The sequence below is a fragment of the Halobacterium bonnevillei genome, from assembly GCF_009831555.1.
In the GTDB taxonomy this organism is placed as follows: Archaea; Halobacteriota; Halobacteria; order Halobacteriales; family Halobacteriaceae; genus Halobacterium; species Halobacterium bonnevillei.
The window spans coordinates 1-15,212 of sequence record NZ_WUUU01000068.1; the positions used below are offsets into that span (position 1 = coordinate 1).

14 protein-coding genes and 2 pseudogenes are annotated in these 15,212 nt (G+C 67.6%); 6 read left to right on the plus strand and 10 right to left on the minus strand.

Going from position 1 to position 15,212, the window contains the following annotated elements; genetic code table 11:
• The 5 genes and pseudogenes from GRX66_RS09740 to GRX66_RS09760 form a co-directional block, all read right to left on the minus strand.
• A pseudogene (locus GRX66_RS09740) lies at positions 1-236 on the minus strand (APC family permease); the annotation flags it as partial.
• A gap of 85 nt (positions 237-321) precedes the next feature.
• A pseudogene (locus GRX66_RS09745) lies at positions 322-1,043 on the minus strand (diphthine--ammonia ligase).
• Positions 1,044-1,081: 38 nt separating this feature from the next.
• Positions 1,082-2,233, minus strand: coding sequence for a DUF373 family protein (locus GRX66_RS09750; RefSeq protein WP_159526388.1), 1,152 nt, complete (start codon positions 2,231-2,233; stop codon positions 1,082-1,084).
• Positions 2,234-2,281: 48 nt separating this feature from the next.
• Positions 2,282-3,280 carry a signal peptide peptidase SppA gene (sppA, locus tag GRX66_RS09755; RefSeq protein ID WP_159526389.1) on the minus strand — a complete coding sequence of 333 codons (999 nt, stop codon included), beginning with the start codon at positions 3,278-3,280 and terminating at the stop codon, positions 2,282-2,284.
• A 211-nt stretch (positions 3,281-3,491) separates the two neighbouring features.
• Positions 3,492-4,394 (minus strand): coiled-coil protein, encoded by a 903-nt coding sequence (locus GRX66_RS09760; protein WP_159526390.1) that lies wholly within the window; start codon positions 4,392-4,394, stop codon positions 3,492-3,494.
• Between the two features lie 301 nt (positions 4,395-4,695).
• Between GRX66_RS09760 and GRX66_RS09765 the strand changes: the two genes are divergently transcribed.
• Both GRX66_RS09765 and GRX66_RS09770 read left to right on the plus strand, forming a co-directional pair.
• On the plus strand, positions 4,696-5,127 hold the full coding sequence (locus GRX66_RS09765) for a DUF371 domain-containing protein (RefSeq protein WP_159526391.1): 432 nt from the start codon (positions 4,696-4,698) through the stop codon (positions 5,125-5,127).
• A gap of 57 nt (positions 5,128-5,184) precedes the next feature.
• Positions 5,185-6,048: an endonuclease III domain-containing protein gene (locus tag GRX66_RS09770; protein WP_159526392.1), complete on the plus strand. Its 864-nt coding sequence runs from the start codon at positions 5,185-5,187 to the stop codon at positions 6,046-6,048.
• Between the two features lie 15 nt (positions 6,049-6,063).
• Here the strand turns inward: GRX66_RS09770 and GRX66_RS09775 are convergent, their stop codons facing one another.
• From GRX66_RS09775 to GRX66_RS09785, 3 genes are all read right to left on the minus strand, one after another.
• On the minus strand, positions 6,064-6,426 hold the full coding sequence (locus tag GRX66_RS09775; RefSeq protein WP_159526393.1) for a hypothetical protein: 363 nt from the start codon (positions 6,424-6,426) through the stop codon (positions 6,064-6,066).
• An 87-nt stretch (positions 6,427-6,513) separates the two neighbouring features.
• Complete coding sequence (locus tag GRX66_RS09780) at positions 6,514-6,948, minus strand: DUF7332 family protein (RefSeq protein WP_325064039.1); 435 nt, start codon at positions 6,946-6,948, stop codon at positions 6,514-6,516.
• A 123-nt stretch (positions 6,949-7,071) separates the two neighbouring features.
• The gene (locus GRX66_RS09785) at positions 7,072-8,997 is read right to left on the minus strand and encodes a beta-CASP ribonuclease aCPSF1 (RefSeq protein WP_159526394.1); all 1,926 of its coding nucleotides are present in this window, start codon (positions 8,995-8,997) and stop codon (positions 7,072-7,074) included.
• A gap of 264 nt (positions 8,998-9,261) precedes the next feature.
• Between GRX66_RS09785 and GRX66_RS09790 the strand changes: the two genes are divergently transcribed.
• Together GRX66_RS09790 and GRX66_RS09795 are read left to right on the plus strand one after the other, a co-directional pair.
• Complete coding sequence (locus tag GRX66_RS09790) at positions 9,262-9,753, plus strand: hypothetical protein (RefSeq protein WP_159526395.1); 492 nt, start codon at positions 9,262-9,264, stop codon at positions 9,751-9,753.
• Positions 9,754-9,784: 31 nt separating this feature from the next.
• Positions 9,785-10,267, plus strand: a complete 483-nt coding sequence (locus tag GRX66_RS09795) for a cupin domain-containing protein (protein ID WP_159526396.1) — start codon at positions 9,785-9,787, stop codon at positions 10,265-10,267.
• A 112-nt stretch (positions 10,268-10,379) separates the two neighbouring features.
• Here the strand turns inward: GRX66_RS09795 and GRX66_RS19515 are convergent, their stop codons facing one another.
• Positions 10,380-10,541 carry a hypothetical protein gene (locus GRX66_RS19515; protein WP_201292979.1) on the minus strand — a complete coding sequence of 54 codons (162 nt, stop codon included), beginning with the start codon at positions 10,539-10,541 and terminating at the stop codon, positions 10,380-10,382.
• Between the two features lie 83 nt (positions 10,542-10,624).
• Positions 10,625-11,344 carry a helix-turn-helix domain-containing protein gene (locus GRX66_RS09800; RefSeq protein ID WP_325064040.1) on the minus strand — a complete coding sequence of 240 codons (720 nt, stop codon included), beginning with the start codon at positions 11,342-11,344 and terminating at the stop codon, positions 10,625-10,627.
• 267 nt (positions 11,345-11,611) lie between these two features.
• Between GRX66_RS09800 and proS the strand changes: the two genes are divergently transcribed.
• The gene (gene proS / locus GRX66_RS09805) at positions 11,612-13,114 is read left to right on the plus strand and encodes a proline--tRNA ligase (RefSeq protein WP_159526397.1); all 1,503 of its coding nucleotides are present in this window, start codon (positions 11,612-11,614) and stop codon (positions 13,112-13,114) included.
• A gap of 132 nt (positions 13,115-13,246) precedes the next feature.
• Positions 13,247-15,212: glutamate synthase central domain-containing protein (locus tag GRX66_RS09810; protein WP_325064041.1), on the plus strand; the 1,966-nt coding region annotated here is incomplete at its 3' end.

A 15,212-nucleotide genomic window follows, 5' to 3' on the forward strand; every position in this document is an offset into this window, starting at 1 on the left:
GCCGCCGCCGGCCCCGCGCGCCCGGCCGCCAGCCCCGGGAACACGAAGATCCCCGCGCCGATCATCGTTCCGACCCCGATGGCGAGACCGCCAGTGAGGCCGATCGTGCGCTCGAGTTCCGACCCCTCCTCGGTGACCGTCGTCTCCCCCTCGGCTTCTGTCGGTTCGGCGACCTGTTCGGGCGACTCACCCGCCAGGTTCGTCGACTCAGCCCCGGCGTCAGTCCCCGTTCCCATACCGACTACGTGTCTCCGGAGTGGAATAAGTCCCCGGCCCGAACAGTCGTGGGACCGGGCGCGCTGTGCCAAGGCCCACGGGGCCCTACTCGCCCAGTTGTGCGTCCGTAACTTCGAGGTAGCCGCGGTCGCCCTCCCAGACGGTGTCGGACTCCAGTTCGATGGGGCGGTCCATGTGCGGGCCGTCCGTCACGAACGTTTCGAACTCGCCACCCTCGCCGAGGACGTGGACGCCGTACTCGTCGTTGAGAGCTTCGAGTTCGTCGAGCGCGCCGTGGTCCAGCGTCCGGCCGAGCCAGGACTCGTCGAGCCCGTACGCGGCCACCTGGAGGATGGTGATTTCGAAGCCCGCGGCGAGCATCTCGTCGCCGAGTTCGCGGGGGTCGCGTTGCCACAGCGGCGCGAACACCTCGCAGTCGAGGCGGTCGGCCATCGCCTCGATGCGGGACGTCTGGAACTCGCTCTCCACGGCGCCCGCGGTCACGCCCCCGAGGCGCCGTCGAGGTCGTCGGCGAGCGCCGCGAGCGCGGCCTCCAGGGGCTCCAGTTCCGCGTCGCCCTGTTCGCCGGACGCCGTGGCGTTCGCCGCGTCGAAGTCCCCGGGTTCGACGTCCACGAGCGGAATGCCGATGCTCTCGGCCGCGAACCCCGCGAGTCTGGTCGCCGGAACGTGGTACATGTAGGAGTCGCTCTCCGGGTGGACGGTCACGAGGCGCGCGACGTCCAGGCCCTCCTCGAGCGCGCGGTAGAGCGCCCAGGAGGAGTCCTTGCCGCCGGAGAACAGGCTCACCCACTGGCCGTCGGTCATGGATTCGATTGCGGGTCGGCGTTGAAATGTCTCGCCATTCAGGGCTCCACCAGGTCCTCGTCGACGTCCTCGAAGTCGACGCCGCTGAAGTGCGTCGCCACCCGGATGCCGACGAGACTCACGAGCACGCCGAGCACGACGAACACGGCGAGGCGTTGCTCGGGGGACAGCGTGAACCCGCGGATGGACAGCGCCCCGAAACTCGCCGCCTGCACCGTCACCGAGTCCAGCAGGTCCGCGCGCTCCATGAAGTACCCCGAGAACCCGCGAACGACGAGGCCGACTGCGAGGACGCCGAACGGGAGGTTGAGGAACGACGTGCGGACTTCGTCGCGCCGGATGACCTCGTCGAAGAGGCGGCCGGCGCTCGCGGCGAGCGCGCCGAGCGCGACCCACGGGACGCTGTAGTACGTGAACGCCATCACGGTCAACAGCGGCGCCGTCTCCCCGGGGAGGTCCGAGACGCCGAGCGCGCCCGCGAACACGCCGACGAGCGCGAGACCCGCGGCGACGACGTACGTCACAATGGACACCCGGCCGGAGTACAGCGCGCTCCGGGCCTGTGTCGGGAGTTCCGCGAGGTAGTCGTCGACGCTCATTCCCTTGTACAGCAGGAAGAGGCCGATGACGGTGGTGATGGAGGCCGCCGCGATGGCGAGGCTCCCCGTGACCATCATCAGCGCAGGGAACACCAGCATGACGATGCCCAGCGGCACGAGGATGGTCTGGCGGAGCTCCTCGTCGGCGAGGAACTGCTTGAGGAGGTAGTAGGTGGACTCGAGGTCGCGGGCCTGCCGGACGACCACGCGGTCGACGGCGTCGACCTGGAGGCGGCTCTCGACGATTGGGACGACGCGTTCGTCCTCCGCGCTGTCGATGACGACCACAGCCGAGTCCGGGTCGTACCGGTCGATGAGGTCGTCCAGTTGCGCGGCCAGCGAGCGGTCCGCGGAGACGCTGTCGCCGCGCCCGGAGACGGCCGCGACCACCGCGTCGTCGTCCTCGTCGCGCAGGTCGCGGGTGACCCGCAGCGCCTCCAGCAGGCAGTTCACGGCCGAGTCCTCGGGGTCGGCGAGCCCCATCTCCGTGACCAGCGACTGCACCGCCTCCCACCCCGCGACCGGCGTGTGCAGCCCCGTCTTCCGGGGAATGTCCCCAGTCCGGTCCACGGAGACCACCAGCGTGCGCATCTATCGTGCTGAGAGTTACGCCGGCGGGATAAAAACCCCGCGCTCGGGTCACCGAAACTCCAGGTTCGTCCCGTCGCCGTCACCGAACACCGACCCGACGCCGGCGCCGAACGCGTACGCCGCCGCAGCGGCCGTCCGACGCGCCCGCACCAGCAGGCCGCGCGGCGGGTCGAGTTCCCGCACCGCGACTTCGTGGCCGAGCACCGTCTCGAGGTGCGTCTCGACGTCGTCTCGCGTTCCGAGTTCGTCGACGAGGCCGCGCTCGGCGGCGTCCCGGCCGACGTACACCCGTGCCTCGGTGTCCTTGACCGCCCCGATGGAGAGGTCGCGGGCCGCCGCCACCTGCTGGACGAACGACTCGTAGAGGTCGTCGACCAGCCCCTGGAGGTAGTAGCGTTCGTCCTCCCGGAGTTCCCGCAGCGGCGTGCCGGCGTCCTTGTACTCGCCGGCGACGAACCGCTCGTAGTCCACGCCGAGGTACTCGGCGAGGTCCGCGGCGTTCAGCGTCGACCCGCGCACGCCGATGCTGCCCACGAGACTGTTCTCGCGGGCGACCACGTGGTCGCAGGCGCTGGCAATCCAGTAGCCGCCGCTGGCGCAGACGTCCGTCGCGTACGCCACGGTCGGACCGTCGAAGTCGGCGACGGCACGGCGGATGTCGTCGCTGGGCACGATCTCGCCGCCGGGCGTGTTCACGCGCACGACCAGCGCCTCGACGTTCCGGTCGGCATCCGCGCGTTCGATCTGGTCGACGACCGCGTCAGCGGGAAGTTGTCGCGGATTCGCGGGAAACGATTCCCCGCCGTCCCGAGCGATCGGTCCATCGACGCGGACCTCGGCGGTGTCGTGTGCGCCGAGCAGGCTGTCAGCGATCCGGGCGGCGAGCCGCAGGAACAGCAGTGCGGTCGCGATGGTCAACAGGACTCCGAGAATCGACGGGCTGTCGGACGGAATCCAGACGAACAACCCCCAGCCTGTCGCGGTGCCGACGAGTGCGCCCGCTCCCAGGACGACCACCCGACCCACGCGTTTCGGTAGCGTGTCCATGCGCGAGAAAACGGTCGCCGAGCCGATAATTCACGGGGCCGAGCCGACGCCACCTCGCGAGTCACCAGTCGCGGTCTATCTGTGTCGTATACGCAAACAGTCGGCGAAACGCGCTCGGCGACGGTGACAACGCAAACGGTCGGCGACAACGATTCGCGGCGCCGGCGCTACGCGGCGGAAAATACGGAGAAAACTGCAGTCAGTGGCGTCCTCAGAGGTGGCCGGACTTCTGGAGTTTGCGGAGGTCCTCGGTGTCGAGGGTCTCGCCCTCCTTGAACCGCTCGTAGATTTCCTCGGCTTCCTCGCGGGCTTCGGCCTGCTCCGCTGCGCGCTCGTCCTCGCGCTCCTCTTCTTCCTGCTTGTCGAGTTCGCGGAGGCGCTTCTGGACGCGCACGAACGCCTCGTGGTGGGCGTCGGCGGCTTCCTGGGCCTCGACGAACTTCTCGTGCATCTCGTCGGCCTCGTCGCGGATGTCGTCGGCCTCGCGGTAGGCCTCGATCATCTCGTTGTGGTGTTCCTGGGCCTTGTCCGCGAGCTCAGTGACCTTCTCGTGGTGCTCGGAGGCTTCCGCCCGGACTTCCTCGGCTTCCTCGACGAGTTCCTCGAGGTTCCCGGATTCGTCCAGCTTCTCCTTGCGGTCCTGGTACTCCTCGCGCTTCTCCTCGATCTTCTCGATGAGTTCGCGCTCGTCGTCCGTGGAGAGGACTTCGGTCTGCTGCTTGAATTCGAGTTGCTCGATCTCCTCTTTGAGCTCCTCGAGGTCTTTGCCCTCGTCCAGTTCCAGGTCCTCTTTGCGCTGCTCGACTTCGTCGAAGAGCTCGTTGGCTTCCGCGTTCAGCTCGTTGCGGACTTCCTTGTGCTCCTGGACGCGCTCGTTGAGCTCGTCGCGCTTCTCGCGGTGTTCCTGGGCCTCGTCGACCTTCTCTCGGGTCTTCGCGTTGAGTTCGTCGCGCTTGGAGGCTCGGGAGCTCGCGAGCTGGTTCAGCTCGTTTCGTCGGTCGCGGAACTGACCGGCGTTCTTGATGAGCTGGCCCTTGGATTTCTCCTGGAGTTCTTCGTCAGTAATGAGTTCTTCTGCGGTCGATACGTCAATAGTTTGTTCTTCCTCAGCCATTGTTCAAACCTCGATGCCATTCCGCTGGGGCGCTGTCGACAGCCGTCGCTCGGAGCGCGTTACTTCCCGGTCGGAAGGAGAACGTCCTGTCATTCTCTCGGGCTGTGCGAGAACGCTCGCAGCGTTCTGGTGACAGGTAGTACTCCGCCACGCCACTTAAAATTTCCGACGAGGTGTACCGTGTAAACAGTTGGCAGGGACCGTATACGCCGTGTCAAAGCACACCACGGATTCCCCGCGAGTACTTAAAGGCCGGGCGCGGAACGTCGCACACAAGTGGCAGACCCGGCTATCCGGGGGCATGGAAGCACCCGAGGGCACGCAAGAGGTCGTCCACGCGCACGGGCACGAGCACGTCGCCGCCGAGCACGCGTCTACCCTGGAACTCACCACCGACGACTACCTGACGCCCGCAGGCGACTGCATTCTCGGCATCGAAGCCGACCGAGCGCCCGCGGACTTCGACCGCGAGTTCGTCGCCGCCTGCCAGGACGCCGACGCCACGATCGCGCTCGTCCTCGAAGCGGACGGTCACCGCGAGACAGTCACCGGCAGTGGCCACTCCGACATCGAGTGCACGAACGACCGCAGCATGGTCGGTCGCACCAGCTCCTACGTCGACGACCGCACCATCTTCGTGGACGCCGACAAAGCCGCCGCTGACCTCGACCGCGACCTCGTCGCCGCGCTCGCAGACGGCGCCGACCTCACTGCCGCCCTCCGCGTCGAGTAGCCCGCTCTCCGGGGGCGTCGCGCAGTCTTTTCCTGCCCGCGGGCCGCACGGCCAGACATGGAGGACGAGCCAGCCGAGAACATCTCCGGCGGCGACGCCGACGCCGGCCGGTTCACGGAGTTCGAACCGGGCGACGGCACGAGTCGCGCGGAAGCCGTCGCGGACCGCCTCGGCGACATCTACTGGCAGAAGACGTACGGTGGCCGGGACGCCTTCGAGTGTCTCGTCCGCACGATTCTCAGCCAGAACACGAGCGACGTCGCCAGCCAGCCCGCTCACGACGCGCTGATGGAGCGATACGACAGCGAGGCGCACCGCGCCTCCGAACGTTCGAGCGGGGAGCGAAACGACCCGCGAGACGGACAGCGCGACCTCGCGGCGTCGCTGGCGGACGCCCACCAGGACGAACTCGCGGAGACCATCTCGTCGGCCGGCCTCTACAACCAGAAGTCCGCGACGCTGATTCGGCTCGCGGGACGAATCAGCGAGGAGTACGGCGGGGAGGACGAGTTCGACGAGTTCGTGCGCACCGAGGACCCCGGCGACGTCCGGGACGCGCTACTCGACATGAAGGGGGTCGGCCCGAAGACGGCCGACTGCGTGTTGTTGTTCGCGGGCGGCCGCAGCGGCGTCTTTCCCGTCGACACGCACGTCCACCGCATCGCTCGCCGCCTCGGCCTCGCGGACTCGGCGGCAGACCACGAGGCCGTCAGGGAAGCGCTGGAAGCAGAGGTGCCCGCGGAGAAGTGCGGCTTCGCGCACACCGCAATGATCCAGTTCGGCCGCGAGTACTGCAGCGCGCGAAAGCAGGCGTGCCTGGACGGCCCCGAAGCCTGCCCGCTGTACGACCTCTGCGACAGGGTGGGCGTCGACGAACTCGCCGAGGACGTCGTCGACCCGGCTGACGCTGCCGACGACTGACCGCCGCACTACGGGTCAGCTGAGACTGTGCCAGCAGGTGTCCGCGAACGACGCCATCGGGACGTCGGCGTCGGAGTCGACGCTGACGAACAGGCCCCGGTACTCGGCTTCCGCGAAGTGGAACGCAGTGAGGTCGTCGAAGCGGTGCATCGTGCAGTGGAGGTCCCCCGCGTCGAAGAGGTCCTCGAGGTGCTCGCGGCTGATGCCTTCGAGCACGAGGTCGCGGTGGATGTCGTCTGCCTGTTCCGCGAGGCGGGCGCTGACGTCGTCCCGGACGAACCGAATCTCGTAGCCGTCCCGGTCGTACTCGGCGACCATGCGGAGCCCGTCTCCAGCGAGCGCTCGGAGTTCGTCGACGAGTGTGTCCTCCCCCAGCATGCTACATGCTACCGAGCCACCCGGTTTGAAAGCTACGGCCGGATTCCGGGTGTGGACCGCTGGCGAGGGACTGTGAACCCGGCTCTGTCAGCCGCTGCTCCCGTTTATCGTCTCGTTGTCGCGGTACGTGAAGTCGTCGTCGGCGGCCGGGCCGGTCGACAGGAACGGGAGGTTGAGTTCCCACTCCGCGACCACGGCGAACCGCGAGAACGGGTTCGAGAGAAAGTCACCGAGGTTGCCGACGCCGTCGAACTGCAACTGAATGTCGATGACGATGACCCGGGTGTCCATCGCCGTGCCGACCGCGCTGAATCCGAAGTCGCCCGGCGCACCGAGGTTCGTGAACAAGTCGAGGTGGACCCAGAACGTAATCCGGGGGCTGTCGTTGCCGACGTCGAAGCGGTAGCCGCCGTCGCCCGCCACTGGCGCGTCCGTCCCGGCTTGCGCGGCGGCGGCGCCGACGAACGCCGTCAACACGACCATCGCCGCGACGGCGACCCGCGCGAATCGCGTGCGTCTCACACTCGTACCTACCGGAACGCGGAGTATAGACCTGGCGGCTCACTCGAAAAATCCGTCGCCGTCGGCGATTGCTCGAATCTGGGGAGCGGGCGGAACGGGCTGTCCGTCGCCGCCGTGCGCGCCTCAGATGAAGCGGAACGTCTCGAGGTTCTTCGGCGCGAACGTCCGCATGTTGAACTCGTGGTAGAGCGCGCTCGAGAGGTCCTGCGTGGAGGACTCGTCGCCGTGCACGCAGAGCACCTTCTCCGGCCGGGGGTTCATCGTGCGCACGAAGTCCTCGAGGCCCTGGCGGTCGGCGTGCCCGGAGAACCCGTCGACGGTCTCGGTGTCCATCTCGAGCTGGAGGCGTTCCGTGCGGCCGCCGTCCTGGCGGTCCGGCATCGGAATCTCGTCCCAGCCGGACTGGATGCGGCGACCCAGCGTCCCCTGGGCCTGGTAGCCGACGAACGTCATCGTGGAGTCCGGGTCCGGACCGATGTGCTGGATCCAGGACATGATGGGGCCGCCCTCGACCATCCCGGACGTCGAGAGGATGATGCACTGGTCGCCGTCGGCGACCTCCTGGCGTTCCTCCTCGCCGCCGTCGATGTGGTTGAACTGGGGCGCGAGGAACGGGTTCTCGTCCTCGTGGAAGATGCGGTCCCGGAGGTCGTCGCGGAGGTACTCGGGGTACGTGGTGTGGATGGCCGTCGCCTCCCAGATCATGCCGTCGAGGTGGATCGGCATCTCCGGGATGTCGCCTTTGCGCATCGCCTCCTCGAGAACGAGCATCATCTCCTGGGAGCGCCCGACGGCGAACGCCGGAATCAGGATCTTGCCGCCGTTCTCGTAGGTCTCGTTGATGACGCGCTTGAGTTTGCGCTCGGAGTCCTCCTGGTCGGTCTGGTAGTCGTTGCGGCCGCCGTACGTCGACTCGAGGACGAGCGTCTCGACGCGCGGGAAGTCGTTGACGGCGCCGTTGAACAGGCGCGTGTCCTCGTAGTGGATGTCGCCGGAGAACGCGACGTTGTAGAGCCCGTCGCCGATGTGGAAGTGCGTGACCGCGCTCCCGAGGATGTGGCCTGCGTTGTGGAACGTGAGTTTCACGTCGGGCGCGATGTCCGTCACGTCGCCGTACTCCAGGGGGATGGTGTGCTTGATCGCTTCCCGCACCATCTCGGAGTCGTAGGGCGGCGTGCGGCCTTCCTTCGCCGCGACGTCCAGGTAGTCCAGCGTCAGCAGACCCATGAGGTCCCGCGTCGGCTCGGTCGTGTAGATGGGGCCGTCGTAACCGTACTTGAACAGCAGGGGAATGAACGCGGAGTGGTCGAGGTGCGCGTGCGTGAGCACGACGGCGTCGATGGAGTTCGCGCCGGCGCCCAGCGCCTCCTGCACCTGGAGGTACGGGACTTCGTCGTCGCTGCCGGGTTTGTCGCCGCAGTCGATGAGGATGCGCGTCTCGGGGGTCGAGAGGATGAACGCCGCGCGGCCGACCTCGCGACAGCAGCCGAGCGTCGTGATGCGGACGTACTCGTCGTCGCTCATCTCCTCTCGGTGGATCTGGCGGCCGACCTTCTCGAGGATGTCGCGGCGGTCGTCGCGCTCGGACTTGAGGAAGTTCCGGACGTTCGAGACGGTGGAGGATTCGATCGGCGGCGTGCGAACGACCTCGGGCGTCCAGCCCGCGGCCTCCGTGATCTCCCGGAGGGTCGAGCCGTGGCGACCGATGACCATGCCGGGTTTCTCTGCCTCGATGACGACTTCGCCGGTGTCCTCGTGGAAGTCGAGGTCCGTGACACCGGCGTCCTCGGGGATGACGTTCATGATGCGTTCGCGCGCCTTCTCCGGACGGGACAGCACCGCGGGGTCCGGGCGGACCGTGATGCGTTTCCGGAGTTTGCTCGCGAGGCGGCGTACGAGGTCGCCGTCCTGGGCGAACTGCTTGGGGTCCCGGGTGTAAACCACGAGTTCGGGGCCCTCGTACTTGACGTCGGTCACCGAGATGTCCGGCGGAATCTCGTTCGTAATCTGGTCCTGTAACTCCTCGAGTTGCTGGTCTACAGTACTCATGATCGGGGATTGAAGGTTCCTGCCTCCGCGTCTCGGTCCCGGCTGGTGACACTCCCAGCACGGCTAACGCCGGCTAGCGAGCAGTTCACAGAACGTGGCGAGTAGTCACACGTTGTCGTCATACCAGTAGGGAGACCGTTCGTTCCAGCCGAATACGGCCGGACCGCGGGGATTAGTACAGGAGAACCCGCTTACCCGGTGATATGCGTTTCCGGTTATAAAAGCCTTCGCAAAGTTGGTAGGTGTCGGCGTTCGACGACGTGCATGGAACTCACGCCGACAGCAGTCGAGCGCGAGCGCGACTGGGTGCGCGAGCGCGCGACCGTCGTCGTCCCGCTGGTCAACGACGTACGCGCGAGCCTCGGTGACGAATTCGACACGCACGTCGACCCGGTGTCAGTCGAGCAGTACGAGCGCGCGGTCGACGACGTGTTCGCGGCCGGCGACCGAGCGGTGAACGTCGCGGCGCTGGTCGCGCTGCTCAAGGACCTCGACGTAAGCGGCGACTACCCGGGGTTCGTCGTCGACGAACTGCTCGGCCGCGAACTCGCAGCGATGATCGCCGGCGAGCAGCCGCTCCGGTTGCTCGCGGAGTCGACGTTCCACTACGCGGACGTGACAGCGACCGACACCGACGGCGGCGCCGGCGCCGACGACCTGGACGCGGCGCTGGCGGCCGGCTTCCAGACGCGACTCCCCGGGTGGTCGTGGATCGAGACGGACAGTCCCTTCGGCGTCCCCCGGAAACAGCGATAATCCTTTGCAGCAGGCTCCCGGGCGCTCTACCATGGAGAAAGTGACCGTCGACGCCGTCGAGAGCCGTCCCAACCCGATGAACGTCCACGACGTCCGCCTGCCGCTGTCGCGCGCGCTCGACGCCGAGCACGTCGCCGTCGTCGAGTACGAGCTCGCGCCCGGCGACCAGTTCGCCGGCGGCATGCACGCCCACCACGACCAGGAGGAGATCTTCTACGTGCTGGAGGGCACGGCGACGTTCGAGGTTGGCGTGGACCGCGAGGAAGTCACCGTCGAGGCGGGCGAACTCGTGCGGTTCCCGCCGGGGGAGTTCCAGAGCGGCCACAACCACTCCGAGGCAGACGTCCGCGCGCTGGCCATCGGCGCACCGGGGGCTCGCCACGACTGGTCGGCCCTGGAGTCGCTGGCGCCGTGTGCGGACTGCGGCGAGGAGACGCGCCACGACGTCCATCCGCCGAACGACGAGGGTGTGATGCAACTGGTCTGCACCGAGTGCGGCGCCGAGATGTTCTAGGGAGTAGCCCTGTAGGCGGGCACTACCGAGTCTGACGCGGCAGGGCACCCGAGTACCGATACAGCGGGCGCTCGGCGGAGTTGCGGCGTCGAAAAAACTGGCGGGTCGGAGGTTACGTCGAGGTTTTTTCGCCGAACTCTATCTCCTCGTCGGGGAGTTCAGGGGCGTCTGCCGGCTCCTCTGTGGCCTCGAGGGTGCGTTCGACCTCGCGCTCGCGGAGTTGTTCGCGCTTCTTCTGGCCTTGGCGTTCGCGGCCACGCTTCGTGTCACCCATAGTGTGTGGGTCGCCCCCACGCCACTTAGTTCTCTCGCCGATACTGTTATCCGCCTCGACAACGACAGCAGAGGGTTCAGCACTCACAGCCCCTTCTCGACGAACTGGGAGACGACGAGGTCCTCCGCGCTCCGCAGGCGGTACTGCACCGTGGACCGCGGGACGCCGAGGGTCTCGCTGAGGTCGTCGACGGTGACGGCCCGGGGCCGCGAGTAGTACCCGTTGTCGACGGCGGCGGACAGCACCTCGCGTTGTTCGGGCGTCAGCTCCGCGGCGACCCGGGACTCCGCGTCCCAGTTACCCGCACTGGAGAGCCGCGACAGCGACAGCGTGAGCCCGTCTCTGAGCTGGGCCTCGATGGTGTCGTACAGTTCGCCGACCGGCTGTTCGTCCGGGTAGAGGACGCGCCACTGGTACTCGTTGCCCTGCCGCCGGGACTCGAAGACGACGCCCGCGCCGACGTGGTCGTGGACGTAGTGCGGAATCGAGTGGCAGTTGTGGACTTCCTCGCGGAACGTGTAGATGGTGCGGGCGTTGGTCGACTCGTCGAGGAGGTGGTACTCGCGGTACGTCTCGCAGTTCGGCCGGTCCAGGCACTCGTTGCAGCGGGACTCGTCGAGGAAGACGTCCTCGAAGGCCGCGAGCGCCGCCTCGGACCCGGCCGCGTGGTCGATGCGCCACATGCGCTCGCGCGTCGTGAAACAGACCGACGTCCACGCGGTGAGGCTGTCGTGTTCGACGAACACGTCCATGAGCGCGTCACTCCCCGGTTCGAACGCGACAGTGAACTCGAACTCTCGCACGACCTGCGGTAGGTCCTCACCCGTTATTTAGCTACTGCTAAGGGGCTGGATTCGCCGAAACACCCAGAGACTGCCGTCCATCAGTGGTAGGCGTGCTCCTGCAGAGACTATACGGAGAGTTGGTTATTGCCAACCAACAGCGGGACGGCGTACGTGTACGTCTCGTCCGCCGCTGCGTATCGTGGCAGCCTGGTTCGTCGTCCCCGGTACTCTCGTGGCAACCCACCTTCACGGGATTTAAGAGCGAGTCAGGCGAGGTTTGGTGTAATGAGCGACGAACAGGAACTCGGCATCACCGAGTCCAAGGAGCACAACCCCGGCGACTGGTACGCCGAAGTCGTCCAGAAGGCGGAGCTCGCGGACTACGCGCCCATGGGCGGATTCATCGTCACCCGGCCCCGCGGGTACGCCCTCTGGGAAGCCATCCAGGACAACCTCGACACGTGGTTCAAGCGGACGGGCGTCGACAACGCCTACTTCCCGCTGTTCATCCCGGAGTCGTACCTCGAACGCGAGAAGGACATCGTCGAAGGGTTCGACCCCGAGGTGGCGTGGGTGACCCACGGCGGCCACGACGAACTGGAAGAGCGACTGGCGGTCCGGCCGACGTCGGAGTCCATCATCGCGCCGTACATGTCCCAGTGGGTGCGCTCGCACCGCGACCTGCCGCTGCGCGTGAACCAGTGGAACTCCGTGGTTCGGTGGGAGGCCACGGAGACGAAACCGTTCTTCCGCACGAAGGAGTTCCTCTGGCAGGAGGGGCACACGGCCCACGCCACCGACGAGAGCGCGTGGGCGGAGACCACGCTGCGCCTCGACCAGTACCAGCGCCTCTACGAGGACGTCCTCGGGATGCCCGTGCTGCGCGGACGGAAACCCGACCACGACAAGTTCCCGGGCGCGGACACGACGACCACCGTCGAGGCGTTGATGCCCGACGGGAAGTCCGTGCAGGGCGGCACCAGCCACCACCTCGGCCAGTCGTTCGCGGACGCGTTCGACATCACGTTCTCCGACGAGGACGAGAACGACCGCACCGCGTTCACGACGTCGTGGGGGCTGTCGTGGCGCGCTATCGGCGCGCTCGTGATGAGTCACAGCGACGACCAGGGGCTCGTGTTGCCGCCGACGGTCGCGCCCAAGCAGGTCGTCATCGTCCCCATCTGGCAGGAGGACACCAGGGAGGACGTCCTCCAGTACTGCTCGGAGGTCGCGGCCGAACTGGAGGCCCAGGGCGTGCGCGTCCACCTCGACGACCGCGACGAGCGCAACCCCGGGTTCAAGTTCAACGAGTGGGAGCTGAAGGGCGTCCCCGTCCGCTTCGAAATCGGCCCGAACGAGGTCGAGGACGAGGAGGTCACCGTCGTCCACCGTCCGGACGGAGAGAGCAGCTTGGAGGACCGCGCCGACATCACGGCCGCGGTCCACGACCACATGGACGAGGTCTACGACAAGCTCTACGAGGCGAACGCACAGCGCCTCGACGAGAACGTCCGCGAGGCGTCCAGCCGCGAGGAGATCCTGGGCACCATCGGCCAGCACGGCGGCTACGTGAAAGCGCCGTGGTGCGGCGACGTGGACTGCGAGGCAGAGATCAAAGAGCAGATCCACGCCGAGATCGTGCTCGTGCCCCTGGCCGAGGACAGCGCGGCGCGCGCGGCCTCGGAGTTCGAGGACGAGCACCTCCCGGAACCCGACCACGAGGGCGAGGACTGCGCGGTCTGCGGGGAGACCGCCGAGCAGACGGCGTTCTTCGCGAAGTCGTACTGACGCCGCCCCACCTTCGTCGCGGAATCGCACGGAGAGCGCCCCTACTTACACCTAATATCTCCTTATTGGTGTACATATTGCCCTTAGTCATTCAGGAGTAGGGTTTTAGTCCGGTGTGGCATCCGCTGGCACATGAGCCAGTCCGACACCACGAGCAACAGCCGCCTCCTCGCGGACCCCGACGAGGAACGGGCGAACTGCGGGGTAGGCGTCGTCGTCGACCTCGACGGCGGGCGGTCCCATCGCGTCCTCGCCGACGCGCTCGACGTCCTGGAGAACCTCGAACACCGCGGCACGACCGGCGCCGAGGAGAACACCGGCGACGGCGCCGGCGCCCTCGTCCAGACGCCCCACGAGTTCTTCGCCGCCGTCTTCGACGACCTCCCCGAGACGTACGCCGTCGCCTCACTCTTCCTCCCGCAGGACCCGGACGAACGCGCTGCCGTCGTCGAGACTGTCGAGAATACGCTCGCCAGCCACGACCTCGGCGTGCACGCGTGGCGCGACGTCCCCACTGACAACAGCGACCTCGGGCAGACCGCACTCGAGTCCGAGCCCCACGTCGCGCAAGCAGTCGTCCACCCCGACGGCTGCGATGGCTTCCAGAAAGCGCTGTACGTCGGCCGTCAGGCCGTCGAGGCCGCCGTCGACCACGACCGCTTCTACGTCTGCTCGCTCGACGAGGACACCGTCGTCTACAAGGGCCTGCTGAAGGGCGAGCAGGTCGCCGACTACTACCCCGACCTCACCGACGAACGCGTCCAGACCGGGTTCGCGCTCGTGCACGCCCGCTTCTCCACAAACACGCTCGGCGCGTGGCACCTCGCGCACCCCTACCGGACCATCATCCACAACGGCGAATTCAACACCATCGACGGGAACGTCAACTGGATGCGCGCCCGCGAGGCCGACCTGGACGCCGCGGGCTTCACCGACGAGGAACTGGAGACGGTGCTCCCGGTCATCGACGACCCCGACCAGTCCGACACCGCCAGTGTCGACAACGCCCTCGAACTCCTGATGCAGACCGGGCGGTCGCTACCGCACGCGCTCCGGATGCTCGTCCCCGAAGCCTGGCAGGGCGACGACGACATGTCCGACGCCCGCAGGGAGTTCTACGACTACCACGCCAACCTGGTCGAACCGTGGGACGGCCCCGCGCTCGTCATCGGCACGGACGGCGACCGCGTCGGCGGCGTCCTCGACCGGAACGGCCTGCGGCCGTGCCGCTACGAGGTCCGGAGCGACGGCACGCTCGTGATGGCGTCCGAGCAGGGCGCCCTCGACGGCGACGTCAGCGAGGTCGAGGAACGCGGCCGCCTCCAGCCCGGCCAGTTGTTCCTCGCGGAACCCGGCCGCGGCGTCGTCGACGACGAGGACGTCTTCGAGGAACTCACCGACGAACAGTACGGCGAGTGGGTCGACGCCGAACAGCGCCGCCTCGAAACCGGTGGCGACGTCCTGCCCAGCGACCCGACCGACGAGCTGCGCGCCGAACAGGCGATGTTCGGGTACACCGAGGACGAACTGAACGAACTCGTCGCGCCGATGGTCCAGGACGGCAAAGACCCCGTCGGGTCGATGGGCGACGACGCCCCGCTCCCGGGCATCTCGGAGTTCAACCACCCGCTGGCGTCGTACTTCCGCCAGCTGTTCGCGCAGGTGACGAACCCGCCGATCGACTACATCCGCGAGGACCTCGTGACGAGCATGGAGACGCGGCTCGGCCGCCAGCGCAACCTCCTCGACGAGTCCCGCGAGCACGCCCGGCAGGTCGTCCTCGACAGCCCGGTGCTCGCGGACCCGGACCTCGACGCCGTCACGAACGCCGGCCGGCCCACGGAGCCCATCGACATCACGTTCGACCCGGACGAGGACCTGGAGACCGCCGTCGAGCGCGTCCAGCAGGCCGCCGCCGACGCGGTCGAGGCGGGCGCGGAGATTCTCGTGCTCTCCCAGCGCGGCGCCGGCGAGCACGTCATCCCGGTACCGAGCCTGCTCGCGACGGGCGCTGTCCACCACCACCTCGTCCGCGAGGGCCTGCGGGCGCGCGTCGGCCTCGTCGTCGAGGCCGGCGACGTCCGCACCGTCCACCAGC